The following is a 25,624-nucleotide window of genomic DNA, read 5'->3' as shown; positions in this document are numbered from 1 at the left end:
TCGACCCAGGGAGATCGCGTTGAGCGCGACGGGCATCAGCAGAACGACGACCACAAGACGACGGTTCCTCTCCACACTCGCGGTGTCGGCGGCGGCGGTGCCGCTCGCCGCGTCCTGCGGCCGCGCGGTCGGCGGCGGGGCGAAGCGCACCGCCACCCTGCGCTACCAGGGCTGGACCGGCCAGGTGATCCTGCCGGAACTCGCCCAGGACCTCGGCTATCTCGGCGAGGTCAAGCTGGAATGGATCGGCAACACCGCCAGCGGCCCCCAGGACGTGCAGAGCGCGGCGACCGGCCAGATCGAGTTCGGCGGCGCCTTCAACGCCGCGTCGGTCAAGCTGCAGGAGTCCGGCGCGCCGCTGACGTCCGTGATCGGCTACTACGGCACCGACCAGAAGTACTACAACGGCTTCTTCGTCCTGGACGACAGCCCGATCAGGGGGCCGAAGGACCTCATCGGCAAGAAGATCGGGATGAACACGCTGGGCGGCCACGCCCAGGCCGTCCTGGACCTCTACCTGCGGCGCAACGGGATCGGCGCGGACGACATCGCGAAGGTCGAGGCCCTCGCCGTGCCGCCGGTCTCCCTGGAGCAGTCGCTGCGCCAGGGGCAGATCGAGGTCGCCGCGCTCAGCGGCATCTTCCAGGACAAGGCGGTCGCCGCCGGCGGGATCCGCCAGGTCTTCCGCGACTACGACTTCCTCGGCGCCTTCACCGCCGGCTCCTACGTCTTCCGCGACGACTTCATCGAGCGGAACCCGGGCACCGTGCGGGCCTTCACCGCCGGGGTCGCCAAGGCGATCGAGTGGTCGCGCACCACACCGCGCGAGGAGGTCATCGCCCGGCTGACGAAGATCCTCACGGCGCGGGGCCGCAACGAGAACGCCGACGCCCTCAAGTACTGGAAGTCGACGGGCGTCGCAGGCAAGGGCGGACTGATGACCGACCGCGAGTTCACGGTCTGGAGCCGCTGGCTGAAGGACGTCGGCCAGATCAGCGAGGTCAAGGTCGCGCCCAAGGATCTCTACACCAACGAGTTCAACCCGTACGCGAACGGAGGGAACCCGCGATGACCGAGAAGACTCCCGACCCCGCCGAGCACTCCGTAGAGCACCCCGCCAAGTACGCCGATCCCGCCAGACCCGCCGAGCACGCCAAGATCAGCCTTTCCGGTGTCGGCAAGACGTTCCCGGTCCGGGGCGGCGACGAGTTCACCGCGCTCAGCGGCATCGACCTGGACGTCGCGGAGGGCGAGTTCCTCGTCGTGGTCGGCCCGTCCGGCTGCGGCAAGTCGACCCTGCTGGACCTGATCGGCGGGCTGGCGCGGCCGACCACCGGCAGCGTCGCGATCGACGGGGCCGAGGTGCGGGGCCCGGCCCTCGACCGGGCCATCGTCTTCCAGCAGTACGCCCTGTTCCCGTGGCGGACGGCGCTGCGCAACGTCGAGTTCGGGCTGGAGGCGAAGGGGCTCGGGCGCCGCGAGCGCGCCGAGATCGCCCGCCGTCACCTGGACCTCGTCGGCCTGTCCGGCTTCGAGGACCGCTACCCGCACGAGCTGTCCGGCGGCATGAAGCAGCGCGTCGCGATCGCCCGCAGCCTCGCCTACGACCCCGGCGTGCTGCTCATGGACGAGCCGTTCGCGGCGCTCGACGCGCAGACCCGCGACTCCCTCCAGGACGAACTGCTGCGCATCTGGGCGCGGACCGGCAAGACCGTCGTGTTCATCACCCACGGCATCGACGAGGCCGTCTACCTGGGCGAACGCGTGGCGGTGCTGACCTCGCGGCCCGGCCGGGTGAAGGAGATCGTCGACATCGACCTCGGCGACCGCGACGAGCGGGAGGACCTGCGCTCCAGCCCCGAGTTCGCGGCGCACCGGCACCGGGTGTGGTCGCTGCTGAAGGACGAGGTGCAGGCGGCCCAGCGGCTGACCGTCCCGGCGCCGCGCAAGGAGGCGATCCGCCGTGGCTAGCACCGTGACCAGCTCAGTGACCAGCCCAGTGACCAGCACCGTGACCAGCCCCGAGGCGCCCGGCACCGTGGAGGAGCCCGCGCTCGCCCGGCGCGAGGCGCCGGCGTCCGCGCCGCGCCGCACCGGCCGGCGGGCGGCCGCGCTCGCGGCCGTCGCCGCCCGCCGGACGATCGCGATCGTCGCGTTCTTCGCCCTCTGGGAGCTGGCCCCGCGCGCGCAGCTGGTCGACCCGGTCTTCCTGCCGCCGGTGTCGGAGGTCCTCCCGGCCCTCGGAGACCTGGCCAGGAGCGGTCAGCTCTGGTCCAACACGGAGGCCAGCCTGATCAGGGCACTGGCGGGCTTCGGGCTGGCGATCGTCCTCGCCGTCCCGCTCGGCCTGCTGATCGGCTGGTACCGGCCGGTCTCGGACCTGCTGAACCCGCTGCTGGAGCTGTTCCGCAACACCGCCGCGATCGCGCTGCTGCCGGTCTTCATCCTGGTCCTCGGCATCGGCGAGACGTCCAAGATCGCGATCGTGCTGTACGCGTGCACGTGGCCGATCCTGCTCAACACCATCAGCGCGGTCCGCACGGTGGACGCGACGCTCGTCAAGTCCGCCCGGTCGCTCGGGCTGCCCGCCGTGCGCATCTTCCAGAAGGTGATCCTGCCCGCCGCGGTGCCGTCGGTCTTCACCGGCATCCGGCTGGCCGGCGGGATCTCGGTGCTGGTGATGATCGTCGCGGAGATGGTGGGCGCCAAGGAGGGCCTCGGCTTCCTGATCGGCTCCGCGCAGCAGAACTTCGCGATCACCGACATGTACGCGGGGATCCTCACCATCTCGGCCCTCGGGCTGGTGTTCAACTACCTCCTCATCCTGCTCGAACGCCGGTTCACCCGCTGGCGCACCGACGCACGCTGACCCGACGGGAGCATCCAGATGACTGCACGCAGCCTCCACCTCAACGCCTTCCTGATGGCCCCCGGCCACCACGACGCCGCCTGGCGGCACCCGCTCAGCCGCCCCGACCGCGCCCTGGACGTCGGATACTTCCAGGAGCTGGCGCGGACGGCCGAGCGCGGCAGACTCGACTCGATCTTCTTCGCCGACGGGCTCGCGATCCGGGGCGACCGGGTCGAGGGCAATCTGTCGGGCGGGCTGGAGCCGATCACGCTGCTGGCGGCGATCGCCGTCGCGACCGAGCGCATCGGGCTGATCTCGACGGCGTCGACCACGTTCAACGAGCCGTACGCGCTGGCCCGCGCCTTCGCCTCCCTCGACCACATCTCCGGCGGGCGGGCCGGCTGGAACATCGTCACCTCGGGGACGGACGCCGAGGCGCGCAACTTCGGTCTCGACGAGCACCTCGACCACCATCTCCGGTACGAGCGCGCGGCCGAGTTCGTCGAGGTGGCCCGGGGGCTGTGGGACAGCTGGGCCGACGACGCGGTGCTGCTGGACGCCGCCGCCGGGCGCTACGCCGACCCCGGCAAGGTCCGCGAGCTGGGGCACCGGGGGCTGTTCTTCAGGGTCCGCGGGCCGCTGAACGTGCAGCGCTCGCCGCAGGGGTGGCCGCTGCTCGTCCAGGCGGGGTCGTCGGAGGACGGCCGCGAGTTCGCCGCCCGCTACGCCGAGGCGGTCTTCACGGCGCAGCAGACGCTCTCCGACGGCCAGGCGTTCTACAAGGACGTCAAGACCCGTGCCGAGCGGCTCGGCCGGGATCCCGGCGGCCTGAAGATCCTGCCCGGCATCTGCCCGGTCCTCGGCGGCACCGAGGCCGAGGCGCGCCGGCTGGACCGGGAGCTGACCGACCTCCAGGTCGTCGACTACGGCATCGCGCAGCTGTCGGGGATGCTCGACGTGGACGTGTCGCGCCTCCCGCTGGACGAGCCGCTGCCGCCGGAGCTGCTGCCCGCCGAGGACGAGGTGAACGGCAACAAGAGCCGGTTCACGCTGGTCGCGGAGCTGGCGCTGCGCGAGCGGCTCACCGTCCGGGAGATCATCGCCCGGCTCGGCGGGGGGCGCGGCCACCGGGTCTTCGTCGGCACTCCCGAGCAGGTCGCCGACCAGCTCCAGGAGTGGTTCGAGGGCGGCGCGGCCGACGGCTTCAACGTCATGCCGCCCGTCCTGCCGACCGGGCTGGAGGACTTCGTCGACCACGTCGTGCCGATCCTGCAGCGCCGCGGTCTCTTCCGCACCGAGTACACGGGCCGGACGCTCCGCGAGCACTACGGCCTGCCCCGCCCCGCCGCCTGATCCTGCCCGGCCGGCCGGACGAGGCGCTTGTCACGTTCCGGCCAAAGCTTTACCTGGTCTTGACGTAACCGCGCCGATGTAACATTCTAAGTCGATCAAACATATAGGGAAAGTGTGGGAGAGATGATGCGCGCACGCAAGACCGGGGTCGTGCTGGGACTGGCCGCCGTCACCCTGGGGGCGGCGGCCTGCGGCGGCTCGGGGGACTCCGGCGGCAAGGTCCGGCTCTCGCTGGTGGCCTACTCCACGCCCCAGGCCGCGTACGAGGCGATCATCAAGGAGTACCAGAAGACGTCCGAGGGCAAGAACGTCACGTTCACCAAGTCCTTCGGCGCCTCCGGCGAGCAGAGCCGGGCGGTCGCCTCCGGCCTGAAGGCCGACATCGTCGCGTTCTCCCTGGAGCCCGACATGACGCGGCTGGTGGACGCCGGCCTGGTCGACGCGAGCTGGAACTCCGGGCCGGAGAAGGGGATGGTCACCGACTCCGTCGTCGTCCTCGCCACCCGCAAGGGCAACCCGAAGAACGTCAAGACCTGGGACGACCTGCTCAAGCCCGGCGTCCAGGTCATCACCCCGAACCCGTTCACCTCCGGCGGGGCGCAGTGGAACATCATGGCGGGCTACGGAGCCAAGGCGAACAAGGGCGCCGACAAGGCCGCCGGCACCGCGTACCTGCGCTCGCTGTTCAAGAACGTCCCCGTGCAGGACTCCAGCGCGCGCAAGTCGCTGCAGACCTTCTCCGGAGGCAAGGGCGACGTCCTCCTCGCCTACGAGAACGAGGCCATCTTCGCCCAGCAGAACAACCAGCCGCTCGACTACACGGTGCCCGACTCGACCATCCTGATCGAGAACCCGGTCGCGGTGACCAAGAAGAGCCAGAACCAGGCGGAGGCCCAGGCGTTCCTGAAGTTCCTGCACGGCAAGAAGGCGCAGGAGATCTTCGTCAAGAACGGGTACCGGCCCACCACGGACGGCGTCCCCGGCGCCGAGAAGTTCCCGAACCCGCCCGGGCTCTTCACCATCACCGACCTCGGCGGCTGGCCCAAGGTCAAGAAGGAGTTCTTCGACCCCAAGGGCAGCATCATGGCCGACGTCGAGAAGAGCATCGGCGTCTCGGTGGACGGCTAGCCCCTTGCCGACGATCGAGAAGACGAGGGACGCGCCGTCCCCCGCGCCCGGCCGCCGTTTCACCCCGCCCACGTGGGGTGGCACGGCGGTCGGCGTGGGCACGGCGACCATCTTCCTGAGCGCGGTGGTGCTGATCCCGCTGGGCGCGGTGCTCTGGAAGGGGACCTCGCAGGGGCCCGCAGCCTTCTGGGACGCGATCACCACCCCGGACGCGTGGGCCGCGCTGAAGCTGACCGTCCTCGCCTCGCTGGTGGTGGCGCTGATCAACCTGGTCATGGGCACGCTGATCGCCTGGATGCTCGTCCGTGACGACTTCCCCGGCAAGCGCCTGGTCGACCTGCTGATCGACCTCCCGTTCGCGCTGCCGACCATCGTGGCGGGCCTGGTCCTGCTCGCCCTGTACGGGACCGACAGCCCGCTCGGCGTCTCGCTGGCCTACACCCGGGCCGGCGTGGTCGTCGCGCTGCTGTTCGTGACCCTGCCGTTCGTGGTCCGGACCGTCCAGCCGGTGCTGCTGGAACTGGACCGGGAGATGGAGCTGGCCGCCGCCTCGCTCGGCGCCGGCAACTGGACGATCTTCCGGCGGATCATCCTGCCGAACCTCGTGCCCGCGATGCTGGCGGGGACGGCGCTGGCCTTCACCCGCGCCATCTCCGAGTTCGGGTCGACCGTGCTGATCTCCGGGAACGTCCCGTTCAAGACGCAGGTCGCCGCCGTCCACATCTTCGGCCAGATCGAGAGCGACAACACCGCCGCCGCGGCCGCCACGTCCACCGCGCTGCTGGCGCTGTCGCTGCTGTTCCTGCTCGGGATCGACCTCGTCCGCCGCTGGGGGGCCCGCCATGGCTAAGTACGCGCTGCGCCTGACCGCGCTGGCCTATCTGGCCCTCCTGCTGATCATCCCGGTGGGGCTGATCGGCTGGCGGACGTTCGAGGACGGCCTCGGCCCGTTCGTGGACGCCCTCACGACCCACTCCGCCCTGCACGCCTTCAAGGTCACGCTCATCGTCGCGGGCTGGGCCATCGTCCTCAACACCCTGTTCGGGATCCTGTCCGCGCTGCTGCTCGTCCGGCACCGGTTCCCGGGCAGGCGGCTGCTCAGCGCGCTGATCGACCTGCCGCTGTCGGTCTCTCCGGTCGTGGTCGGGCTGGCGCTGGTCCTCGTGTACGGCAGCTTCACCCCCGTGGGCGGCTGGCTCGAAGGCCGCGGCATCCAGATCATCTTCTCCACCCCCGGGATGGTGCTGGCGACGGTGTTCGTGTGCCTGCCGCTCGTGGTGCGGGCGATCGTCCCCGTCCTGGAGGAACTGGGCGACGAGCAGGAGCAGGCCGCGCGGACCCTCGGCGCCGGCGGCTGGCAGACCTTCCGCCGCATCACCCTGCCCGGCATCCGCGCCGCCCTCGGCTACGGCATCGTCCTCTCGCTGGCCCGCGCGCTCGGCGAGTACGGTGCGGTCGCCGTGGTCTCCGGCCGGACCGTCGACGAGACCCAGACCCTGACCCTGTTCGTCGAGGAGCGCTTCGAGAACTTCGACGTGCACGCCTCGTACGCCGCCTCGCTCGCGCTGGCGGCGATCGCGGTCGCCAGCCTGCTGGCGACCCGGCTCCTGCGACCCAAGGACGGCTCCTGATGGCGATCGAGATCCGTGGTGTGAACAAATCGTTCGGTGAGGCGCCGGTGCTGCGCGACGTGTCGGTCGACATCGCCTCCGGCTCGCTGACCGCGCTGCTCGGGCCGAGCGGCGGCGGCAAGTCGACCCTGCTCCGCGTCATCGCGGGCCTGGAGACGCCCGACTCGGGGAAGGTGCTGATCTCCGGCAAGGACGCGACGCTGACCCCGCCGCAGCGCCGCGGCGTCGGGTTCGTCTTCCAGCACTACGCCGCGTTCAAGCACCTGACGGTGTTCGACAACGTCGCGTTCGGCCTGAAGATCCGCAAGCGGCCCAAGGAGGAGATCCGGCGGCGGGTCGGGGAACTGCTGGAACTCGTCCACCTCGACCAGTTCGCCAAGCGGTACCCGGCGCAGTTGTCGGGCGGGCAGCGGCAGCGCATGGCCCTCGCCCGGGCCCTCGCCGTCGACCCCGAGGTCCTGCTGCTGGACGAGCCGTTCGGCGCGCTCGACGCCCAGGTCCGCAAGGAACTGCGGGCCTGGCTGCGCCGCCTGCACGACGAGGTCCACGTCACCACCGTCTTCGTCACCCACGACCAGGAGGAGGCGATCGAGGTCGCCGACTCGATCGTGGTGCTGGCCGACGGCGCCGTCCAGCAGGTCGGGGCGCCCGGCGACATCTACGACAACCCGGCCAGCCCCTTCGTGATGCGCTTTCTCGGGCCGGTGACCGAGATCGACGGCCGGCTGCTGCGGCCCCACGACGTCGAGGTCTCGGCGGAGCCGGGGCCGGGGACGACCCCGGCCGAGGTGACCCGCGTGGTGCGGCTCGGGTTCGAGGTGCGGGTCGAGTTCCGGATACGCGGCGCGGGCGAGGAGGACGTCTCCTGGGCGCAGATGACCCGGGAGGCGGCCGGGCGGCTGGCGGTCGAGGCGGGCGCCGAGGTGCACGTCCGGCCCGCGGTCGAGGCCGCCACCGCTCCCGCCTCCTGATGTACGTCACCGCCCGCACCACCTATGCGATGCGCGCCCTGGTCGCCATGGCGGCGGCCGGGCCGGCCACGGTCAGCGCCCCCGCGCTGGCCGAGGCCGAGCGGATGCCGTTCAACTTCCTGCAGACCGTGCTCGGCGACCTGCGGCGGGCTCGGCTGGTGGTCAGCCAGCGGGGCAACGACGGCGGGTACCGGCTGGCCAGACCGGCGACCGAGATCACCGTCGGCGAGGTCGTCCGGGCCATGGACACGAGCTTCGCGTCCCCGCGAGAGGAGGCCGGGCGGCCGGCCGACGCCGCGCCGCACCTCCAGGAGCTGTGGCACGCCGCCGACACCGCCCTCCGCTGGGTGCTGGACGAGACGACCCTGGAGGACCTCACCCGCCGCCGCCTGCCCGCCCATGTGCAGGCCCTCGCCGGGATGGCGCGCGACGCCGGCGGCCCGAACACCCGCATCACCATCGTGAAGGACTGATCCGCTCAGCCCGGGGACGCCCTCGCCCCGCCGGGCGGCCGGATCAGGAACGTGCCCGCCAGCACCACCACGCCCGACACCGCCAGCACGAACTGTCCCGGCTCCAGGCCGAACGGGGACGCGCCGGCCTCCTTCAGGAGGTCGGCCGCCGCCCCCGACACCAGCGCCGCGAGCGCCAGCCCGAACCTCAGCACGGCGTGGAACGCGGTCAGCGCCAGGTTGCGCTCCACCCCGCTCAGCGACTCCTGGAGGTAGGTGATGCCGCCCACCAGGGCACTCGTCGCGGCGGCGCCGAACACCATGGCCCCGGCGAGCGACCACGCGATCGAGCCCACCGCGCCCATCGACGCGATCACCAGACCCTGCACGGCCGTCCCCACCTTGATCTGCGTCATCAGCCGGCCCGCCTTGCGGTGGATCAGCAGCAGGCCCGCGAGGGCGCCCACCCCGAACAGCACCACCAGGGCGCCGAACCCGACCGGGCCCGCGCTCAGGGTGTTCCGCACGAACACCACGCCCAGCGAGAACAGCGCGCCCAGCCCGAGCGCGACCACCGCCACCCCCGGCAGGACGCCGCGCACCACCGGCAGCCGCAGCGCCCGGAAGAAGCCGCCCTGCACCTCCCGCTCGCTGTGCTCCATCCGCCGCCGCTCGACCGGGCCCGGCCCGAGATCGGGAATCGAGCGGATGGCGAAGTAGGACACCACGTAGGTCGCCGCGTTCAGCCAGAACACCACGACGTACCGCCAGTGCCCCTCCCAGCCGGCCGTGTTCGACAGCCACAGCAGCAGCCCGAAGGCGCCCGCGCCGATCGGGATCATGCCGTAGGACGTCGCCATCGTGATGCCGTTGGCCATCTCCAGCGTGCCGGTGTCGTGCTCGTCCTCCTCGTCCTCGATGAGGAAGGGGATCGCGGCGTCCCGGGCCGGCAGGAACATCAGCCCGACGACCTCGATGAGGAAGGCCCAGACGTACACCCACCACAGCCACGGCACGAGCGGCAGCGCGAACGCCATGCCCGTCCTGATCATGTCCGACCACAGCATCACGCTGCGCCGCCGCCACCGCGTCACCACCCGCGCCGCGAGCGGCGCGCCCACCGCGGACGGGAGCAGCCGCAGCACCAGCACCCCGCCCACCGCCGTCGTGGAGCCGCTCAGCTCCAGGACGAAGTACATCAGCGCTAGCGTGCCCATCCAGTCGCCGAAGGAGGAGACGGTCTGCCCGGCGATGAGCCGCCGGAAGTCCCGGCGGCTCAGCTGCTCCTTGAGTCCCATACCGGCTCCATCCCCGGCACCGCGGACCGCGGCGGCGGGTCGAGGCGGGGGGAGTCCGACAGCAGGCCGGCGAGCCGGGCGGCGGCCGCGTCCCAGCTCCAGTTCTCCCGCGTCCAGCGGCGCCCGGCCGCGCCCAGCGCGGCGGCCCACCCGGGGGAGGCGAGCAGCCGGTGCAGGGTGAGCGCCAGCTCGTCCGGGGCGGTCGCGTCCAGCAGAACGCCCGTCCGCCCGTCGACCAGCGACGCCGGGCTGCCGCCGGACCGGCCGACCACGACCGGCAGCCCCGCCGCGGACGCCTCCAGCACCGACAGGCCGAGCCCCTCCGTCTGGAGCCCCCGGCGGTCGTCGCGGCACGGCAGCGCGAACACGTCGGCGGCGGCGTAGTAGCGGGGCAGGTCGGCCGCCGAGACGGGCCCGGTCAGCGTGACCGTGCCCGGTCCGAACCGGTCGGCCAGCTCGGCCAGCCGCTGCCGCATCGGGCCGTCCCCGACGATGACGAGCCGCGCGTCCGGGCTCCGCCGCACCACGTCGCCCCACGCGCGGATCAGCATGTCGTGGCCCTTGCGGCGGACGAGCCGCGCCACGCTCAGCACCACCGGCCCCTGGCCGAGCCCGTGCCGCCGGCGGACCGCCGTCCCGTCCAGGCCGGGCCGGAACCGCACCGTGTCGACCGCTCCCGCGAGCCGGACCAGCCGCGTCCGGTCCCCGACCGCGCTCGCCAGTTCCGGCAGCGTCGCCTCGCACAGGTAGGTCAGCGCGTCGAACGACCGGGCCGCCGCCGCCAGCGCCGCCCGCGTCGGCGGCACCCGGAACCAGCCCCGCTCCTGCCCGTGGGCGGACCCGACGAGCCGCCGCACCCCCGCCGCCCGCACGAGCGGCGCGTACATCCCGAACGGCGCCGCCGCCGTGACCCACCCGGCCTCGGCGCGGTGCCGCGCCACGAGGCCCCGCAGCCCGCGGAACAGCAGGTACCCGTGCCGCCGCACCACTGGGAAGCCGAGCCCGGCGTCGAACTCCGCCGCCCCCGGCTGCGCCGGCGCCACCACGACCAGCCGGTCCGCGGGCAGCCGCCGCACGAGCTCCCAGGTGAACGTCTGCACACCGCCGGGCTCCGGGGGAAAATGCCCGGTCAGCACCAGGGTCCGCGGGATGTCCATATGTGCACGAATTCCCGCCCAGCCGCGCCCCAACCAACACCCGGGCCTGCCATGGCCCCGGCGGCTACCTGACGATGACGGCGTCCTTCGGGGCTTCGCGGTCCTCGGTCCAGCCGTCGTGGCCCGCGTCGGCCTCCCAGCGCTTGCCGGCGTGGCGGACCTCGGTGAGGCCGTACGCCTGCGCGTGGGTCACCGCCCAGGACGCCACCGCCCAGCCCGCCCGCGGGTTCGTCACCTGCACCGCGTTCCAGGAGTCCGGACGGGACGGCGCGCCGTCGGTCAGCGGGCTCGGGCCGCCGACCTTCAGGCGGCCGCCGAACGCGCGGCGCATCTCGCGGATCGCCGCCGGGCGGCGGGACTCGGTCTTCTTGTCGGGCGGGAACCAGCAGCGCGCCGTGGCGGGCTCCCGGCCGGTGAACGCCGCCGCGAGGAGCTTGCCGTCCGGCTCGTGCTGGGCGTAGGCGGTGCCGTCCGCGCTGCGCTGCACGAGCTGCGCCGCGTCGTGCAGGTCGCGGTCGAGGTAGTCCCTGACCTTCACGAGGGCGTCGAAGAACTTGCTCGTCGCGAGGACGGGGTCGCGGAGCTTGTCCGGGGAGCCCCAGCCCTGCGAGGGACGCTGCTGGAACATGCCCACCGAGTCGCGGTCGCCGCCCGGCAGGTTGCGGATGTGCGACTCCTGGATCGCCGTCGCGTAGGCGATCACCGCCGCCCGCTCGGGCAGCTGCTTGCGGAACGCGACCGCCGCGATGGTCGCCGCGTTCGCGCCCTGCTCCAGGTCGAGCGGCATCGTCCCCTGGGCCGTCCGCACCTCGCACCCGGACCCGTGCAGGTACGGGCGCGCCCGGTCCAGCAGCACGAACCCGCCCACGGCCAGCAGCATGACGACGACCGCCAGGCCCACCGCCCAGCGCAGGCCCCGGCGGCGCCCGCCGCCGTTCGCCCCCTCCTCGGGACGCTCCTTCAACCTCGCCCAAACAGCCACGCGAAGAAGGTACCGGGAGATGGGTCCCAGTAAGCTCATGAGGCATGACCGAAACGTTCACCAGCCCGATCTCCGGCGGCATCGACGAGCTGTGGGAGCGGCGCGCCGACCTCACCCCGGACGACGCCGACGCCCGCGCCGCCATCGTGGCCGCCGTCGACCAGATCGACACGGGCGAGGCCCGCGTCGCCCGCATCGACCCCGCGACCGACGAGGTGGTCGTCGACGAGCGGGCCAAGCGGGCGATCCTGCTGAGCTTCAAGGTCCTCGGCATGGCGCGCGGGCAGGTGGGCGACTTCCGCTACCACGACCGCATCCCGCTGAAGAGCCGGCTGGACGGCGTCCGCGTCGTCCCCGGCGCCATCGCCCGCTGGGGCGCCTACCTGGCCCCGGGCGTCGTGCTCATGCCGTCGTTCACCAACATCGGCGCCTACGTCGACTCCGGCACCATGGTCGACACCTGGGCCACCGTGGGTTCCTGCGCGCAGGTCGGCAAGAACGTCCACCTGTCCGGCGGCGTCGGCATCGGCGGCGTCCTGGAGCCCCCGAACGCCAAGCCCGTCGTCATCGAGGACGAGGCCATGATCGGCAGCCGCTCGATGATCGTCGAGGGCGCCCGGGTCGGGAAGGGCGCCGTCGTCGGCTCCGGCACCAACCTGTCGGCGTCCATGCCGGTCATCGACGTCGAGACCGGCGAGGAGATCAGCCGCGGCCGCATCCCCGACTGGTGCGTCGCCGTCGGCGGCACCCGCTACAAGGAGTTCAAGGGCGGCACCTTCGGCCTCCCGGCCGTGCTCATCCTGAAGCGCCTGGAAGAGGGGCAGCGGCACGACAAGGCGTCCCTGAACGACATCCTGCGCGACCACGGCATCAACACCTGAGCCCGGTCCGCCCGCCGTCACTCGAAGAAGGTCTCGGTGATCTTGAGTGGGCGGTCGGTGAGGACGGCGGCGGAGGCGGCGTAGCCGGGGCCCGGCGTCAGGTCGGCGAGGCGGACGGGGGAGACCGCCGCCTCGCCGTCCCAGGCGAGCACCGCCGCCGGATCGTCGGGGGCGGACACGTGGATGGACGTCATGGGGGCCGCGAGGCCGTGGCCGGTGGCCTTCAGGAGGGCCTCCTTGCGGCTCCAGTAGGCGTGGAAGCCGCGTCTCCGGTCGTCCATGGCGGCGAGGGCCTCCCGCTCGGCGGCGGTGAGCACCATCTTGGCGAGGCTGTCGATGTCGCGGTCGCTCTCCCGCTCCACGTCCACCCCGACCTCGGCGCCCTCGGCGAGGACGAGGACGACGCGGTCGCCGGAGTGGGAGAGGGAGAAGTCGAGGTCGCTGCCAGGGAGGCGGGGCTTGCCGTGCGTGCCGCCGCAGTGCGGGCAGTCGGTGGTGAAGCGGATGCTCTCCGGGGCGAGGCCGGCCGCCTCGGCGAGTACGGTGCGGGCGAGGAAGCGGCCGGTGACGAAGCGGGCCTTGTCCTCGGGGCGCAGGAACCGGTCGTAGCGGTCGCGTTCCCTGCCGTCCAGCAGGGCGCGCATCTGGGGCTCGTCCACGGGGACCGCCCAGCGGACGGCGCATTCCAGCATCTCCACACCGTGATGATAGGACTTGAGCATGGGGCTTGATCTGTTCTCGGACGTCGTGGAGCTGACGGCGGCGATCGTCGACGTCGAGTCGGTGAGCGGCGCGGAGGAGGCCCTCGCCGACGCCGTCGAGGAGGCGCTGCGGGCGCTCCCGCACCTGGCGGTGGAGCGCGCAGGGAACAACGTCGTCGCCCGCACCGAGCTGGGACGCGCCGAGCGGGTCGTGCTGGCCGGGCACCTCGACACCGTCCCGCTGAACGCCAACCTCCCGTCCCGCGTGGAGGGCGACCGGCTCTACGGGTGCGGCACCACGGACATGAAGAGCGGCGTCGCGGTCGCGCTGCGGCTCGCCGCCACCGTCCCCGAGCCGAACCGCGACGTCACCTACGTCTTCTACGAGTGCGAGGAGATCGAGGCCGAGCGCAATGGGCTGCGCAAGCTCGCGGCGACGCGTCCCGAACTGCTCGCCGGCGACTTCGCGGTGCTGATGGAGCCGACGGGCGCGCAGATCGAGGGCGGCTGCCAGGGCACGCTGCGGGTGGAGGTCACGGCGAAGGGCGAGCGGGCGCACAGCGCGCGCGCCTGGATGGGGTCGAACGCCATCCACACGGCCGGGCGGATCCTCGACGTCCTGCGCGCGTACGAGCCGGCGCGGCCGGTCGTGGACGGCCTCGAATACCACGAGGGCCTGAACGCGGTGTTCATCTCGGGCGGCGTCGCCGGGAACGTCATCCCGGACGAATGCGTCGTCACCGTGAACTACCGGTTCGCGCCCGACAAGTCGCCGGCCGACGCGGAGGCCTACGTCCGGGAGCTCTTCGCGGGCTTCGACGTGACGGTCACCGACGCCGCGTCCGCCGCCCGGCCCGGGCTGACGCACCCGGCCGCCGCCGCGTTCGTCGCCTCCAGCGGGGTCGCGGTCCGCGCCAAGCTCGGCTGGACGGACGTCGCCCGCTTCGCCGAGCTCGGCGTCCCGGCCGTCAACTACGGGCCCGGCGAGCCCACCCTCGCGCACACCAGGGACGAGTACGTCGAGACCCGTCTGATCAGCGAGTGCGAGCAACGCATGCGGACGTGGCTGGCGGGTCCCACTACCGTGTCCCCATGACTTTGGATGCCAGTTCCCCGTCCCGGCGCCAGGGGCCGGCCACGCTGCGCGGGCGGGCCGTCCCGAAGACCACCACCGACCAGCGGCTGCTCGACGGCCGCGGCCCGGTCGACTGGGTCCACGCCGACCCGTGGCGCGTCCTGCGGATCCAGGCGGAGTTCGTCGAGGGGTTCGGCCTCCTCGCCGAGCTGCCGAAGGCGGTCAGCGTGTTCGGCAGCGCCCGCACCAAGCCCGGCTCGGCGGAGTACGAGCTCGCCGTCGACATCGGCGCGCGCCTGCACGAGGCGGGGTACGCCGTCGTCACCGGCGGCGGTCCGGGGATCATGGAGGCGGCCAACCGGGGCTGCGACGAGAGCGGCGGCCTGTCCGTCGGCCTCGGCATCGAGCTGCCGTTCGAGCAGCGGCTCAACGACCACGTCGACATCGGCATCGAGTTCCGCTACTTCTTCGTCCGCAAGACGATGTTCGTCAAGTACTCGCAGGCCTTCGTGGTGCTGCCGGGCGGGTTCGGCACCCTCGACGAGCTGTTCGAGGCGATCACACTCGTCCAGACCGGGAAGATCACCCGCTTCCCGATCGTCCTCGTCGGGACGCAGTTCTGGGGCGGCCTGCTCGACTGGGTCAAGACGTCCATGCTGCCCAGCGCCAAGATCTCCTCGCAGGACATCGACCTCGTCCATCTCACCGACGACCCCGAGGAGGTCGTCCGGATCATCGTCGAGGGCCACACCCGCGCCGAGCAGGAGATCATCGAGGCCCGCGCCCAGGCCGGAGCCGGGGAGGCCGCCGCCGAGTGACCTGCCGGGCGTCCGCGGTCTGGCCCGGGCCGGTAGGTGAGAAATCGCACGTTTCACGCATTGGTGACGTTTCGTGTGGGGGTCGTGTGGCCGGGTAGGGCTTCCTGTACATCCCGGAAGGGGGACGGGACATGACCGAGTGGATGCCTGACGAGGGCAGTGCCGAGGAAGGCCGGCGGGAGCCGGACGAGCAGGTGAGCGGCGCCTGGCCGATGCCGGCGGCCGCGGAGGACCAGCGCAGGGCGGAGGGGTTCCGGCCCGACTCCCCCGAAGGGCGCGGCGGACGGATGGAGGATCTGAGCCCCGACGATTTCGAATGAGTGATGGGGTGTCCGCCCCGGATTTCTCATCAAATGAAAGAAGCGAACACCCCGGCAGAACGGCTTCTTTACGTCAGCGCAGCGGATTCTTACCGTGCGTGGATACGGGGCCGGGCGGCCAGGTGGGTGGTGGTACGTCGACCGATCTCGTGTGAGACGGAGGATGCTGCCGGAGGGTTATCGTCTGAGTGTCCAGGTTGTTCGGGCCTATCGCGGACGCGACCGCCGCCGGCAGGATGATGGTGACGGCCGGTGCCGCCGCGGCGGCTGAGATTCCCACCGCGCTTTTCGCGATGTCTCCGTGGAACAGTGTGCAGAGGCTCAGCAGCGGAATGGCGGAAAGCTCCAGGAGCCGGGTCGTGGGACGTCCTCTCTTGGCACTCTCCCGGAGCATTCGCGCGGCCCGCGACACCTGACCGCGGCGCAGGTCCCGGTTGAGCACGATGATGCTCCGGCCGCTCTGTTCGCGCAGGTAGCCGAGCAGGCGCTGCGGCATCCGGGCTCGCGCGAACGGGCCGATCCGGCCGCCCGGCGCCGCCGCGGTCTGCAGGTGGCGCCACACTTCGCCGGCCGCCTGCCCGTCCTCCTCCTGGTCATTTCCGGGCCTGATCCCGCTGATCAGAATGAGCGTCGATTGGTCGGGCATGAGGGGTACCGTGAGACACTGCCAGCCCCGGACCGACCGGAACGCCTGTTCCAGGTCGAGGGGCGGGTTCCACTGCTGCGCGACCGCCAGTTGGGTGCGCAGTTTGGCGTTCTCCCGGGTCAGACGTTCGATGGTCTCTTTGAGGCGCTGTTCATCAGGAAAATCCATGACGTCTCCCGATCGCGTCATCCGCGTCGACCGCGCCCCCGGCAGTACGACCACTCAGACAGAAGCACTGGATTGCAGATTCGCCTGCGATCCAGCCACCGACGCTATAGGGAGTCGGCCTTCTGCTGAGCGTCCGACCGCTCGTCAAGAGACCTCGGCGCGGGACGCATGCGTTTGAGCAGGACGCCCGTCACCGCCGCCCATTTGTCCTCGTCGTCGGCGAGCGATTCCGGTGCGTCCCAGATGAAGCGCAGGAACGGATCGCCCACCACTTCCTCTGGATAGTTCCCGTCATGGGTGTGTTCGGCGGCCACGGCCGGCGCCGCCGCTGCGGGAGCGTCCAGGCAGACGGGCTCGCCGCCGTCGAGGATGGCGCGGAAGCTGCCTCGTTGCCAGCCGAGCCGATCCTCCAGGGGGATGATGACGCGGTCGGTGTAGTCCCGCCCGCGTCCGGTTTCGATCTTGTTCACGACCGACAGGGAGGGGCCGCCCTCCGCGGCGAGGCTCGCCTGGGAGCCGAAGCCCAGTTCGATGCGGCGCTGCCGGACCATCTGTCCCAGTCGCCGCCACGCCGCCGGCGGGTGGCCGTGTTCGTCGCGCTCGTCGAGGTCATCCAACGTGATCAGGCTCCTTCTGGGGACGGGGTGACGGACCTGACACGGCGCGTAAGTGTAGCGGAGCAAAACGGACTTTGACGAGTCGTAACGCGTTTCAGCGGTTCGGCATCGGGTCCCTACACAAAAGAGTGCATCGAACAACACAGGAGATGGTTAAAACGCGTCTTGAAGCTGCACGACGCACTGAGATGCGTTACGCTTCCCGTCATGTCAAGCTCTCCAGGCACCGAGGTCCCCGTGGAACGGCTTCTGTACACGCCGCAGGAAGCCGCAGAGATCACGTCGTTCACCCGTGACTGGCTCGTCCGGGCAGCGAGCCGGGGAGAGATACCGCATCGCCGTTACGGCAAGCGCCTGTTCCGTTTCGCCCATGAGGACCTTGAGGCCATCAAGGACATGGGCGCCTGCCCCGTCGAGCCGGCCGAACGGTGGGACCGGCCCAACTGATCTCCACGGGTCCCGAGACCCGTACGCGACTCCGCAGAAGGAAAGTCACATGAGCACCGCACCACCCTCCCGTCATGCCGTTCGCGGCGCAGGCCCCGCCGGAGGCGTCCGATGAACTGGCTCAGTCAGGGCACCATCAACGACCTGGCCGCGTCGGTCGCCGAGCACGAGGTCGCCGTCGAAAGGGCCCACGAGGAACTCGAGAACCACCGCAAGGGCGCCTTCGAGGTCATGGAGGTCCTGCACCGCCACCAGGGGCTGGCCGGCGAGGCGAAGTTCCTGCTGGCGATCGCGCACGGAGCGGCGCCCATCCCGTCCCCCGGCGAGATCCGCGAGGTCGATGGGGAGGACGAGGGGCTCGGCCTCGCGATCGGCGGCATCCGCATGGCGCTGCCGCCGGACGCCACCGCCGGGCAGTTCGGGCAGCTGGCCGCCTCGATGCGCGCGCTCTACGCGGCCGCGCACGTCGTCGCCCTGCACGCGGACGAGCGGGCGCGCACCGGCGCCCCGCCGCCGTTCCCGCCGGAACCGGAGATCCAGATCGGCGTGCCCCGCGCCTTCGCCGCGCTCATGGGCCGCCAGGTCCGCGTGGACAACTCCGACGGGACCCGGGACATCGGCCTGCTCGGCTCCGTCGAAGGCGGGCAGCTCACCCTCCTGGACGAGGACGGCGTGCCCGTCGCGTGGCCGCTGCTGGACGAGGTCCTCGCCGTCCGGGCCTGGCCGCCCGCCGAGGACGCGGACGCGTGGGATGAGGACGCGTGGGATGAGGGCGCGCGGGACGAGGACGCGCCGGACACGGGAGCGCGGGACGCGGTCGTCCCGGCGCCGTCCGGGCAGCGCGACTCCGGAGCGGAGCCGGGCCAGCAGCGCGCCGGCGGCGTGGTGTCCCTGGTGCGGCACGGCGGTGGGGCCGAGAGCGCCTCCCGGACGTGAGGTGGCACGGTGATCGGGGGACAAGCCTGGGCCGCCGCCCTGGTCGCGGCGATCACGCTGGGCGGCCTGTTCGCCGTCCGGCGCCGGCGGCACCTGCACTGGAGGACGTCGGAGACGCTGGCGGCGCTCGGCAGGGCGGAGAAGGCCGTCCGGCTCATCGCCTCCCAGCGCGACGAGGCGGTGGCGGCGCGGAACCGGGCCGAAGCGGTGGGGACGGAGGCGCTCCGCGAACACCGCTCGCTGACCGAGGCCTGCTACGACCTCGCCAAGCGGTGGGAGGCGCTGCCCCGCGCCGACACCGGCGCCCATGCCGAGCAGCTCCGCCGGGTCGTCCGGCTGCACAGCTGGGACGCGCGGTGACGAACCGCTGACGGCGGTCCGCTGACGGCGGTGACGAAACGCGGATGGCGGTGACGAACCGCTGATGACCATGTCGTCTCCCGAGTGGGGGGAGGGGGACGACCTTCGGGGGGCGGGTCTCGTATGGGGGAGGAGATCCGCCGTCGCCGGCGGCCACGCCGGGCACCGGGCGTGGCCGCCGGCCTTTCCAACGAATTCCCATGGACGGTAGTGAGCAATGACCTTGCACGAACCCGAGATCGCCTCCCTGCTCCGCCTGGAGCCGCCGGACGCCTCCCGCGGGGCGGACGCCGCCCTGCCGGCGCGCCTCCCGGCGAGCTACCGGGTGTGGACGGACCTTGCGCTGATCGTGTGCGTCATAGCGCTGGCCCTGCTCGGCGCGATCGTGATCGGTGTCGAGATGTCCCGGCTGGCCGCGTCCCCGGGCCCCTGCCTGGCCCCGCGCTGAGATCCGCAATCCGCGAAGAGGAATGAACAGTGGCTTCAATGAAACAGGACGTGATGGGGACGGCGGGCGCGGCGCCCGGGTACGCCGCGCCGGTCCAGTGGGCGCCGTGGCTGCAGCGGGGACTCGGCGGCAGGCACCGCCGGCCGCGCCGCACCGTCGTCCAGATGATCAAGGGCATGCCGCCGTTCCCGCGCCGGACGCTGAAGTACCGCGGCCCGGGAATGCCGATCATGTACGGCAGCGACGTCGAGCGGTGGCAGCGGCAGATGTGCAAGAAGGGCTACACGCTGAACGTCGACGGATGGTACGGGCCGCGGTCGAGCAAGGTCGCCAAGTCGCTCCAGCGGCGCACGGGCCTCACCGACGACGGCGAGATCGACGCGTGGACGTGGGCGGCGACCTGGGGCTGACCCCGTCCCGGCGGTCGTTTCGGTACCCCTCTCCGCGGTAGTAGACGCACGTGGAAGGGAGGGGGCGATGCGAGCGGGCGCCGACGCGGAACCGTGCCGCGGGTCCGGCGGCGCGCCGTGACCCCCGCCGGGCGCACGGTGATCCTGCCCGGCCTCGCGCTGGTCTCCGCCTCCACGGACGCGATCAGCTACCTGGGGCTCGGCCACGTGTTCACCGCGAACATGACGGGCAACACCGCGCTGCTCGGCATCGGCATCGCGGCCGGGAAGGCGGGCGCGGCCCTGCGCCCGGCCTGCGCCCTCGCGGGCTTCGTCCTCGGCGTCGTCGTGAGCCAGCTGCTCGTCGGCCGCCGCCGGCTGCTCGCGTCCTGCCTCGCGGCCGAACTGGTCCCGCTCGCCGCCTGGTTCGGCTGGTGGCATGCCATGGACGAACCCGCGCACGGGCCGCCGCGCTACGGCTACATCCTGCTCGCCGGGATCGCGATGGGCCTGCAGAGCGGCGCGGTGACCCGGCTGGGCGTCCGCGGGGTGACGACCGTCTTCATCACCGGCACCATCACCTCGCTCACCGCCGACCTCACGGGCAGGCTCCGCGGCCGCCCCCTCCCGCGTCCGCCGAGCCACCCGCTGCAAGTCTCGGTCCTGGTCTTCTTCCTGGCCGGCGTGGTGGCGGGCGCCTACGCCTTCCGCTACTGGGGCGGCACGGCCGCGCTCGTCCCGCTCGGCATCCTGGCGGTCCTCACGGCGGCGGCCTGCGCGCAGCCTCCGGAGAAGGACCGGTGACGCCCCGGTCCGGGGCACGGTGTCGCAAAATGTGACCCTTGCGGCGGCTGATCTCCGGGAGGGGGGAACTGTCCCTCCTGGAGGTGGGGGCGTGGACAGGAACGGGAAGGCCAGGGCCTGCGCGGTGGCGGTGGCGGTGGCGGTGGCGGGAACGCTGGCGCTCGCGGGGTGCAGCGGCGGCGACGCCGAGAAGTCGGCCGCGCCGGCGGCGCAGACCTCGCCGCCGGTCAGCGGGTCGGCGTCGGCGCTGGAGCAGGACTACGAGCGGGTCGTCGCGGCGGTGCTGCCGTCGGTGGTGAAGATCCAGAGCGACCGGTCGGAGGGCTCGGGCGTCGTCTTCGACGAGCAGGGCCACATCGTCACGAACGCGCACGTGGTCGCCGGGGCCAAGAAGATCGAGGTGACGTCCTCGGGCGGCGGCGCCACGCTGACCGCCCAGCCGGTCGGCGCGTTCGCGGCCGATGACCTCGCCGTCATCAAGGTGAACGGCGGGAGCTTCAAGCCGGCGTCGTGGGGCGACTCGGGCAAGGCGGCGGTCGGGCAGATCGTCCTCGCGATGGGGAACCCGCTGGGACTGGCCGGGAGCGTGACGAACGGGATCGTCTCCGCGCTGCACCGGACGGTCTCGACCAAGGGCGAGGGAGCGTTCCAGGGGTCCACGATCGCCGACGCCATCCAGACGAGCGCGGCGATCAACCCGGGCAACAGCGGCGGCGCGCTCGTCACGCTGACCGGGCAGGTGATCGGCATTCCCACCGCCGCCGCGTCGGACCCGTCGGTCGGCGGGCAGGCGGCCGGGATCGGGTTCGCGACGCCGAGCAACACGGTGAAGTCGATCGTCCCGCAGCTCATCCAGACCGGGAAGGTGTCGAACTCCGGCCGGGCGGCGCTCGGCGTGACGGTCCGCACGCTCGTCGATCCGCAGAGCGGGCAGCGGACGGCGGTCGCGGTCGTGGACGTCCAGCGGGGCGGCGGCGCCGCCAAGGCGGGCATCGTGCCGGGCGACCTGATCCTGTCGGTGAACGGCACCGCGACGCCCGACCAGACGGCGCTGTCGTCGGTGCTCGCGAGCCTCAAGCCCGGCGACAAGGCCAAGGTCGAGATCCAGAAGGAGGACGGTACGAAGAAGACTGTCGAGGTGACCCTCGGGCAGCTGCCCGGCGGCTGATCCCGGCCGGTGGACCGGTGGCCTGTACGGGAGTACAGTGTACAACTGTACAGGCTACTGAACATCGGTACAGGGGGTGCGGATGCCGGCCGAGCGAGCCGACGATCTGACCGGACGGGCCCGGATCCGGGACGCGGCGCTGCTGGAGTTCGCCGAGCACGGTGAGAAGGGCGCGACGATCCGCGGCATCGCGAAGGCCGCAGGGGTCTCGCCCGCGCTCGTCCAGCACCACTTCGGGACGAAGGGCGCGCTGCGCCAGGCGTGCGACGAGTACGTCATCGAGGTCATCCGCGAGACCAAGGCGGAGGCGCTCGACGGCGCGATGGGCGACCCCGGCTTCCTGGCGATCGCCGTGCGGACGGCCCTGCCCGTCCAGCGCTACCTGGCCCGCGCCCTGACCGACGGCTCGGAGGCCGCGAACACACTCTTCGACGACGCGGTGGCGTTCACCGAGGAGATCTTCGAGCGCGGCACCCCCGGCATGCGCAGGCCCACCACCGACGACCTGCACGCCTACGCCACCGTCATGACGGCGATGAGCGTCGGCATGGTCGTCCTGCACGACCACCTGTCCAGAGCCCTCGGTGTCGACACCTTCACGGCCGAGGGCTACCCCAGGATGGCGCTCGCGGCACTGGAGATCCTCGACGACGACCTCATGTCGCCGGAACTGGTCGACCAGGCGCGCGTCGCGCTGAAGAGCATGCTCGCCGCCGGCGGGCAGCCCCCCGACAAGGAGAACCGGTGACCGCGAACACGCCCCCGATATCCGTATCCGGCCTGGTCAAGACGTTCGGCCGGACGCGCGCGCTGGACGGGCTCGACCTGACCGTCCGAGCCGGTGAGGTGCACGGCTTCCTCGGCCCGAACGGCGCCGGAAAGTCGACCGCCATCCGCGTCCTGCTGGGCCTGCTGCGGGCCGACGCCGGCACCGTCCGGCTGCTCGGGGGCGACCCCTGGCGGGACGCGACCGAGCTGCACCGCCGGCTCGCCTACGTCCCCGGCGACGTCACGCTGTGGCCGAACCTGTCCGGCGGCGAGGTCATCGACCTGCTCGGCCGGATGCGCGGCGGCCTGGACCCGCACCGCAAGGCCGACCTGCTCGACCGCTTCGAGCTCGACCCGCGCAAGAAGGGCCGGGCCTACTCCAAGGGCAACCGGCAGAAGGTCGGACTGGTCGCCGCGCTCGCGTCCGACGCCGAACTGCTGCTGCTGGACGAGCCGACCTCCGGCCTCGACCCGTTGATGGAGGAGGTCTTCCAGGAGTGCGTCCGCGAGGAGCGGCGCGCGGGCCGTACCGTCCTGCTGTCCAGCCACATCCTGTCCGAGGTCGAGGCGCTCTGCGACCGCGTGACGATCATCCGCGGCGGCGTCGCGGTGGAGTCCGGCACCCTCGACGAGCTGCGGCATCTGACCCGCACCTCGATCCACGCGGAACTCGCGGCCCCGCCGGACGGCATCCCGCTGCCCGGCGCCCACGACGTCCACATCGACGGCACCACCATCAAGTTCGAGGTGGACACCCCGCAGCTGGACACCGTGCTCCGCGTCCTCACCGAGGTCGGCGTCCGCAGCCTGGTCAGCCGCCCGCCGACGCTGGAGGAGCTGTTCCTGCGCCACTACAAGGACGAACTCCAGGGGGCGGGCCTGTGAGCGCGCTGACCGGCACCGGCGGGCTGATCCGGCTGATCCTGCGCCGCGACCGGGTCCTGCTGCCCGCCTGGGTGAGCTGGGTCGGGGTGGTCCCGCTCGGGTTCGTCGGGGCCACCGAGAGCCTCTACCCGGAGGCCGCCGACCAGCTCCACTACGCGCGGACCACCGGGACCAACCCGACGTTCCTGGCCCTCTACGGGCCGATGCACGGCACCGGTCTCGGCAGCATCATCGCCCAGCGCTCCGGTTTCATCCCGGTGGTGGTCGGGCTGATCAGCGTGCTCACCGTCGTCCGGCACACCCGCACCGAGGAGGAGGCGGGCCGCCGCGAGCTGCTCGGCGCGACGGTGACCGGCCGCGGCGCGGGGCTCGCCGCCGCGCTCGTCGTGACGATGGGGGCGAACCTCGTCCTCGCCGCGCTGCTCACCGCGGGGCTGGCCGGGCAGGGCCTTCCGGTCGCCGGATCGCTGGCCTTCGGCCTGCAGATGGCCGCCGGCGGCTGCGTCTTCGCCGCCGTCGCGGGCGTCACCGCGCAGCTCAGCGAGGGCGCCGGCACCGCCAGGGGAACGGCGATCGCCGCGCTCGGCGCCGCGTTCGCGATCCGGATGGCCGCCGACGTCGGCGGCGCGGGCAACGGCCTCTCCTGGCTCGGCTGGCTGTCCCCGTTCGGCTGGGGCAACCGGCTGCGCGCCTACGGCGGCGAACACTGGTGGACGCTCGCGCTGGTCGCCGCCCTGGTCGCGGTGCTGGTGGCCGCCGCCGGAGTGCTGTCGGCGCGCCGGGACGTCGGCTCCGGCGTGCTGCCGCCGCGGCTCGGCCCGGCGGACGCCCCGGCACGGCTGTCGGGGGCGTTCGGGCTGGCCTGGCGGTTGCAGAGCCGTCCCCTGTACGGGTGGCTCGCCGGGTTCGCCGCGCTCGGCGTCGTGTACGGCGCCGTCGCGGGCGGGGTCCTCGACATGGTGAAGGACGACCCCGACCTGGCGGAGATCTTCACCCGGCTCGGCGGGCGGACCGCCATCACCGACGCCTACTTCGCCTCGGTGATGGGCATGCTCGGCCTGATCGCGTCGGCCTACGCGGTGTCGGCCACGCTGCGGCTGCGCACCGAGGAGGCCGGGCAGCGCGCCGAACCGCTGCTCGCCACCGCGACGGGACGGCTGCGCTGGGCGTCCGGCCACCTGCTGTTCGCCCTCCTCGGCCCGGTCGCCGTGCTCACCGTCGCCGGGCTCGCTGCGGGGGTGGCGCACGGCCTGGACGCCGGCGACCTCGGCCGCGAGGTGCCGCGCGTCCTCGGCGCCGCGCTGGCGCAGCTGCCCGCCGTCTGGCTGGTCGCCGCGCTCGCGCTCGCGCTGTTCGGGCTGGTTCCCGGGCTGACGGCCGGCGGGTCCTGGGCCGCGGTCGGCGTGTGCGCGCTGATCACCCTCTTCGGGGCCGCGCTCGGGCTGGACCAGTGGGCGCTGGACATCTCGCCGTTCAGCCACATCCCGAAGCTTCCGGGGCAGCCGTTCACGCTCACGCCCGTGCTGTGGCTCGTGGCGATCACGGCCGCGCTGTCCGCCGCCGGACTGGTCGGTTTCCGCCGCCGCGATCTCGCGTCCCGCTAGCGGTTAGATTGGCCCGATGAGAACGTCGAAGCCCCTCGCCGTCTGCGTGTTCTGCTCGTCCAGCGGCAAGATCGACCGCCGGTACACCGACCTCGCCGCCGAGGTCGGCGCGGAGCTGGCCCGGCGCGGCCACAGCCTGGTCAGCGGCGGCGCCCAGGTGTCGTGCATGGGCGCCGTCGCCCGCGCCGCGCGGGCCGGCGGCGCCCGCACCGTCGGGGTGATCCCCGAGGGCCTGGTCAGCGTCGAGATCTCCGACGAGGACAACGACGAGCTGATCATCACCTCGGACATGCGGGCGCGCAAGGGCGAGATGGACCGGCGCAGCGACGCGTTCCTCATCCTGCCCGGCGGGATCGGCACGCTGGAGGAGCTGTTCGAGGTGTGGACGGCCCGCGTCCTCGCCATGCACGAGAAGCCCGTCGTCATCCTCGACCCGACCGGCGTCTACGAGCCGCTCCGCGAACTGATGAAGGGCCTCACCGACCAGGGCTTCGCCCGCCCCCGGATCTGGGACGCCATCGGCTGGACAGCCTCCGTCCCCGACGCGTTCGACCTGCTGGAGCGGGCGCAGCCCCGCATCGAGTTCTCCCCCGAGGACTACGCCGAAGCCGAGCTCTAGCCATGCTCGGGGCGACCGCCCTTCGGGCCGGACGCCGCGCGAGGTGGCGTGCGGGCGAGGCGCCCGGCGGCCGCCGCGCGACGAGGGTGTGCGCGAACGAGGAGCGGTCGGCGGATCTCTGACCGCACCCACCTGCGCGCCGACGCC

Annotated in this window: 30 protein-coding genes; 24 read left to right on the top strand and 6 right to left on the bottom strand. The window is 72.4% G+C overall.

The window, feature by feature from the left end:
• Nucleotides 1-19 precede the first annotated feature (19 nt).
• The 9 genes from SM418_RS01745 (at nucleotide 20) to SM418_RS01705 (ending at nucleotide 8,407) form a co-directional block, all read left to right on the top strand.
• A complete protein-coding gene (locus tag SM418_RS01745) occupies nucleotides 20-1,072 on the top strand; it encodes an ABC transporter substrate-binding protein (RefSeq protein ID WP_371938666.1) in 1,053 nt (350 codons plus the stop codon).
• Nucleotides 1,069-1,971 carry an ABC transporter ATP-binding protein gene (locus tag SM418_RS01740; protein ID WP_371938667.1) on the top strand — a complete coding sequence of 301 codons (903 nt, stop codon included), beginning with the start codon at nucleotides 1,069-1,071 and terminating at the stop codon, nucleotides 1,969-1,971. Before SM418_RS01745 ends, SM418_RS01740 begins: the two co-directional genes overlap by 4 nt.
• Nucleotides 1,964-2,869, top strand: a complete 906-nt coding sequence (locus tag SM418_RS01735; RefSeq protein WP_371938668.1) for an ABC transporter permease — start codon at nucleotides 1,964-1,966, stop codon at nucleotides 2,867-2,869. Before SM418_RS01740 ends, SM418_RS01735 begins: the two co-directional genes overlap by 8 nt.
• A gap of 18 nt (nucleotides 2,870-2,887) precedes the next feature.
• Nucleotides 2,888-4,204 (top strand): LLM class flavin-dependent oxidoreductase, encoded by a 1,317-nt coding sequence (locus SM418_RS01730; RefSeq protein WP_371938669.1) that lies wholly within the window; start codon nucleotides 2,888-2,890, stop codon nucleotides 4,202-4,204.
• Between the two features lie 123 nt (nucleotides 4,205-4,327).
• The gene (locus SM418_RS01725; RefSeq protein WP_371938670.1) at nucleotides 4,328-5,332 is read left to right on the top strand and encodes a sulfate ABC transporter substrate-binding protein; all 1,005 of its coding nucleotides are present in this window, start codon (nucleotides 4,328-4,330) and stop codon (nucleotides 5,330-5,332) included.
• A gap of 4 nt (nucleotides 5,333-5,336) precedes the next feature.
• On the top strand, nucleotides 5,337-6,182 hold the full coding sequence (cysT, locus tag SM418_RS01720) for a sulfate ABC transporter permease subunit CysT (protein ID WP_371938671.1): 846 nt from the start codon (nucleotides 5,337-5,339) through the stop codon (nucleotides 6,180-6,182).
• The gene (locus SM418_RS01715; protein ID WP_371938672.1) at nucleotides 6,175-6,963 is read left to right on the top strand and encodes a sulfate ABC transporter permease subunit; all 789 of its coding nucleotides are present in this window, start codon (nucleotides 6,175-6,177) and stop codon (nucleotides 6,961-6,963) included. Before cysT ends, SM418_RS01715 begins: the two co-directional genes overlap by 8 nt.
• Nucleotides 6,963-7,934 (top strand): sulfate/molybdate ABC transporter ATP-binding protein, encoded by a 972-nt coding sequence (locus tag SM418_RS01710; protein ID WP_371938673.1) that lies wholly within the window; start codon nucleotides 6,963-6,965, stop codon nucleotides 7,932-7,934. Before SM418_RS01715 ends, SM418_RS01710 begins: the two co-directional genes overlap by 1 nt.
• Nucleotides 7,934-8,407: an RrF2 family transcriptional regulator gene (locus tag SM418_RS01705; protein WP_371938674.1), complete on the top strand. Its 474-nt coding sequence runs from the start codon at nucleotides 7,934-7,936 to the stop codon at nucleotides 8,405-8,407. Before SM418_RS01710 ends, SM418_RS01705 begins: the two co-directional genes overlap by 1 nt.
• Before the next feature lie 5 nt (nucleotides 8,408-8,412).
• Here the strand turns inward: SM418_RS01705 and SM418_RS01700 are convergent, their stop codons facing one another.
• The 3 genes from SM418_RS01700 to SM418_RS01690 all read right to left on the bottom strand — a co-directional run bounded on the left by SM418_RS01700 (nucleotide 8,413) and on the right by SM418_RS01690 (nucleotide 11,823).
• A complete protein-coding gene (locus SM418_RS01700; RefSeq protein WP_371938675.1) occupies nucleotides 8,413-9,684 on the bottom strand; it encodes an MFS transporter in 1,272 nt (423 codons plus the stop codon).
• Nucleotides 9,663-10,841 (bottom strand): glycosyltransferase family 4 protein, encoded by a 1,179-nt coding sequence (locus SM418_RS01695; protein WP_371938676.1) that lies wholly within the window; start codon nucleotides 10,839-10,841, stop codon nucleotides 9,663-9,665. Before SM418_RS01695 ends, SM418_RS01700 begins: the two co-directional genes overlap by 22 nt.
• Nucleotides 10,842-10,905: 64 nt before the next feature.
• Nucleotides 10,906-11,823 carry a hypothetical protein gene (locus tag SM418_RS01690; protein WP_371938677.1) on the bottom strand — a complete coding sequence of 306 codons (918 nt, stop codon included), beginning with the start codon at nucleotides 11,821-11,823 and terminating at the stop codon, nucleotides 10,906-10,908.
• A 44-nt stretch (nucleotides 11,824-11,867) separates the two neighbouring features.
• On the opposite strand from SM418_RS01690, the gene SM418_RS01685 reads away from it, so the two are divergent.
• Nucleotides 11,868-12,704 (top strand): 2,3,4,5-tetrahydropyridine-2,6-dicarboxylate N-succinyltransferase, encoded by an 837-nt coding sequence (locus SM418_RS01685; RefSeq protein WP_371938678.1) that lies wholly within the window; start codon nucleotides 11,868-11,870, stop codon nucleotides 12,702-12,704.
• Nucleotides 12,705-12,721: 17 nt separating this feature from the next.
• Here SM418_RS01685 and SM418_RS01680 read toward each other — a convergent pair whose 3' ends face one another.
• Complete coding sequence (locus SM418_RS01680; RefSeq protein WP_371939012.1) at nucleotides 12,722-13,396, bottom strand: 4'-phosphopantetheinyl transferase family protein; 675 nt, start codon at nucleotides 13,394-13,396, stop codon at nucleotides 12,722-12,724.
• Between the two features lie 28 nt (nucleotides 13,397-13,424).
• Here SM418_RS01680 and dapE point away from each other — a divergent pair, with 28 nt between their 5' ends.
• The 3 genes from dapE to SM418_RS01665 all read left to right on the top strand — a co-directional run bounded on the left by dapE (nucleotide 13,425) and on the right by SM418_RS01665 (nucleotide 15,618).
• A complete protein-coding gene (dapE, locus tag SM418_RS01675; protein ID WP_371938679.1) occupies nucleotides 13,425-14,501 on the top strand; it encodes a succinyl-diaminopimelate desuccinylase in 1,077 nt (358 codons plus the stop codon).
• Nucleotides 14,498-15,298 (top strand): LOG family protein, encoded by an 801-nt coding sequence (locus SM418_RS01670; protein ID WP_371938680.1) that lies wholly within the window; start codon nucleotides 14,498-14,500, stop codon nucleotides 15,296-15,298. Before dapE ends, SM418_RS01670 begins: the two co-directional genes overlap by 4 nt.
• A 131-nt stretch (nucleotides 15,299-15,429) precedes the next feature.
• Complete coding sequence (locus SM418_RS01665; protein ID WP_371938681.1) at nucleotides 15,430-15,618, top strand: hypothetical protein; 189 nt, start codon at nucleotides 15,430-15,432, stop codon at nucleotides 15,616-15,618.
• A 73-nt stretch (nucleotides 15,619-15,691) separates the two neighbouring features.
• On the opposite strand, the gene SM418_RS01660 is transcribed toward SM418_RS01665, so the two are convergent.
• Nucleotides 15,692-16,453, bottom strand: a complete 762-nt coding sequence (locus tag SM418_RS01660; RefSeq protein ID WP_371938682.1) for a hypothetical protein — start codon at nucleotides 16,451-16,453, stop codon at nucleotides 15,692-15,694.
• Between the two features lie 83 nt (nucleotides 16,454-16,536).
• Nucleotides 16,537-17,049: a helix-turn-helix domain-containing protein gene (locus tag SM418_RS01655; protein WP_371938683.1), complete on the bottom strand. Its 513-nt coding sequence runs from the start codon at nucleotides 17,047-17,049 to the stop codon at nucleotides 16,537-16,539.
• Nucleotides 17,050-17,256: 207 nt separating this feature from the next.
• Between SM418_RS01655 and SM418_RS01650 the strand changes: the two genes are divergently transcribed.
• The 11 genes from SM418_RS01650 to SM418_RS01600 all read left to right on the top strand — a co-directional run bounded on the left by SM418_RS01650 (nucleotide 17,257) and on the right by SM418_RS01600 (nucleotide 25,477).
• On the top strand, nucleotides 17,257-17,496 hold the full coding sequence (locus tag SM418_RS01650) for a helix-turn-helix domain-containing protein (RefSeq protein WP_371938684.1): 240 nt from the start codon (nucleotides 17,257-17,259) through the stop codon (nucleotides 17,494-17,496).
• Between the two features lie 111 nt (nucleotides 17,497-17,607).
• On the top strand, nucleotides 17,608-18,432 hold the full coding sequence (locus SM418_RS01645) for a hypothetical protein (RefSeq protein WP_371938685.1): 825 nt from the start codon (nucleotides 17,608-17,610) through the stop codon (nucleotides 18,430-18,432).
• A gap of 9 nt (nucleotides 18,433-18,441) precedes the next feature.
• A complete protein-coding gene (locus SM418_RS01640; protein WP_371938686.1) occupies nucleotides 18,442-18,792 on the top strand; it encodes a hypothetical protein in 351 nt (116 codons plus the stop codon).
• A gap of 217 nt (nucleotides 18,793-19,009) precedes the next feature.
• Nucleotides 19,010-19,240: a hypothetical protein gene (locus SM418_RS01635; protein WP_371938687.1), complete on the top strand. Its 231-nt coding sequence runs from the start codon at nucleotides 19,010-19,012 to the stop codon at nucleotides 19,238-19,240.
• A gap of 38 nt (nucleotides 19,241-19,278) precedes the next feature.
• Entirely contained in the window at nucleotides 19,279-19,650 is a 372-nt protein-coding gene (locus tag SM418_RS01630) for a peptidoglycan-binding domain-containing protein (protein ID WP_371938688.1), read from the top strand.
• Between the two features lie 93 nt (nucleotides 19,651-19,743).
• A complete protein-coding gene (locus tag SM418_RS01625) occupies nucleotides 19,744-20,433 on the top strand; it encodes a YoaK family protein (RefSeq protein WP_371938689.1) in 690 nt (229 codons plus the stop codon).
• A 91-nt stretch (nucleotides 20,434-20,524) separates the two neighbouring features.
• Nucleotides 20,525-21,601 carry a S1C family serine protease gene (locus SM418_RS01620; RefSeq protein WP_371938690.1) on the top strand — a complete coding sequence of 359 codons (1,077 nt, stop codon included), beginning with the start codon at nucleotides 20,525-20,527 and terminating at the stop codon, nucleotides 21,599-21,601.
• Nucleotides 21,602-21,683: 82 nt separating this feature from the next.
• Nucleotides 21,684-22,349, top strand: a complete 666-nt coding sequence (locus SM418_RS01615) for a TetR/AcrR family transcriptional regulator (RefSeq protein WP_371938691.1) — start codon at nucleotides 21,684-21,686, stop codon at nucleotides 22,347-22,349.
• Nucleotides 22,346-23,254 carry an ABC transporter ATP-binding protein gene (locus SM418_RS01610; protein ID WP_371938692.1) on the top strand — a complete coding sequence of 303 codons (909 nt, stop codon included), beginning with the start codon at nucleotides 22,346-22,348 and terminating at the stop codon, nucleotides 23,252-23,254. Before SM418_RS01615 ends, SM418_RS01610 begins: the two co-directional genes overlap by 4 nt.
• Nucleotides 23,251-24,858 carry an ABC transporter permease gene (locus SM418_RS01605; RefSeq protein WP_371938693.1) on the top strand — a complete coding sequence of 536 codons (1,608 nt, stop codon included), beginning with the start codon at nucleotides 23,251-23,253 and terminating at the stop codon, nucleotides 24,856-24,858. The genes SM418_RS01610 and SM418_RS01605 overlap by 4 nt, the downstream gene beginning before the upstream one ends.
• A gap of 16 nt (nucleotides 24,859-24,874) precedes the next feature.
• Nucleotides 24,875-25,477 (top strand): LOG family protein, encoded by a 603-nt coding sequence (locus SM418_RS01600; RefSeq protein WP_371938694.1) that lies wholly within the window; start codon nucleotides 24,875-24,877, stop codon nucleotides 25,475-25,477.
• The last annotated feature ends 147 nt before the right edge of the window (nucleotides 25,478-25,624 follow it).

It is taken from the genome of Actinomadura chokoriensis (assembly GCF_041463665.1).
Classification (GTDB): Bacteria; Actinomycetota; Actinomycetes; order Streptosporangiales; family Streptosporangiaceae; genus Spirillospora; species Spirillospora chokoriensis_A.
Note: the sequence above shows the minus strand (reverse complement) of the source record. Positions and strands in the feature narration are given on the sequence as shown.

Excerpts from the sequence above, each read along its gene's own strand:
- SM418_RS01710 (WP_371938673.1), top strand. The coding sequence starts at position 6,963 with ATGGCGATCGAGATCCGTGGTGTGAACAAATCGTTCGGTGAGGCGCCG.
- SM418_RS01635 (WP_371938687.1), top strand. The coding sequence starts at position 19,010 with ATGACCTTGCACGAACCCGAGATCGCCTCCCTGCTCCGCCTGGAGCCG.
- SM418_RS01615 (WP_371938691.1), top strand. The coding sequence starts at position 21,684 with ATGCCGGCCGAGCGAGCCGACGATCTGACCGGACGGGCCCGGATCCGG.
- SM418_RS01730 (WP_371938669.1), top strand. The coding sequence starts at position 2,888 with ATGACTGCACGCAGCCTCCACCTCAACGCCTTCCTGATGGCCCCCGGC.
- SM418_RS01680 (WP_371939012.1), bottom strand. The coding sequence starts at position 13,396 with ATGCTGGAATGCGCCGTCCGCTGGGCGGTCCCCGTGGACGAGCCCCAG.
- SM418_RS01700 (WP_371938675.1), bottom strand. The coding sequence starts at position 9,684 with ATGGGACTCAAGGAGCAGCTGAGCCGCCGGGACTTCCGGCGGCTCATC.
- SM418_RS01645 (WP_371938685.1), top strand. The coding sequence starts at position 17,608 with ATGAACTGGCTCAGTCAGGGCACCATCAACGACCTGGCCGCGTCGGTC.
- SM418_RS01660 (WP_371938682.1), bottom strand. The coding sequence starts at position 16,453 with ATGACGCGATCGGGAGACGTCATGGATTTTCCTGATGAACAGCGCCTC.
- SM418_RS01630 (WP_371938688.1), top strand. The coding sequence starts at position 19,279 with ATGAAACAGGACGTGATGGGGACGGCGGGCGCGGCGCCCGGGTACGCC.
- SM418_RS01715 (WP_371938672.1), top strand. The coding sequence starts at position 6,175 with ATGGCTAAGTACGCGCTGCGCCTGACCGCGCTGGCCTATCTGGCCCTC.
- SM418_RS01725 (WP_371938670.1), top strand. The coding sequence starts at position 4,328 with ATGATGCGCGCACGCAAGACCGGGGTCGTGCTGGGACTGGCCGCCGTC.
- SM418_RS01600 (WP_371938694.1), top strand. The coding sequence starts at position 24,875 with ATGAGAACGTCGAAGCCCCTCGCCGTCTGCGTGTTCTGCTCGTCCAGC.
- SM418_RS01705 (WP_371938674.1), top strand. The coding sequence starts at position 7,934 with ATGTACGTCACCGCCCGCACCACCTATGCGATGCGCGCCCTGGTCGCC.
- SM418_RS01670 (WP_371938680.1), top strand. The coding sequence starts at position 14,498 with ATGACTTTGGATGCCAGTTCCCCGTCCCGGCGCCAGGGGCCGGCCACG.
- SM418_RS01650 (WP_371938684.1), top strand. The coding sequence starts at position 17,257 with ATGTCAAGCTCTCCAGGCACCGAGGTCCCCGTGGAACGGCTTCTGTAC.
- SM418_RS01695 (WP_371938676.1), bottom strand. The coding sequence starts at position 10,841 with ATGGACATCCCGCGGACCCTGGTGCTGACCGGGCATTTTCCCCCGGAG.
- SM418_RS01685 (WP_371938678.1), top strand. The coding sequence starts at position 11,868 with ATGACCGAAACGTTCACCAGCCCGATCTCCGGCGGCATCGACGAGCTG.
- SM418_RS01665 (WP_371938681.1), top strand. The coding sequence starts at position 15,430 with ATGACCGAGTGGATGCCTGACGAGGGCAGTGCCGAGGAAGGCCGGCGG.
- SM418_RS01740 (WP_371938667.1), top strand. The coding sequence starts at position 1,069 with ATGACCGAGAAGACTCCCGACCCCGCCGAGCACTCCGTAGAGCACCCC.
- dapE (WP_371938679.1), top strand. The coding sequence starts at position 13,425 with ATGGGGCTTGATCTGTTCTCGGACGTCGTGGAGCTGACGGCGGCGATC.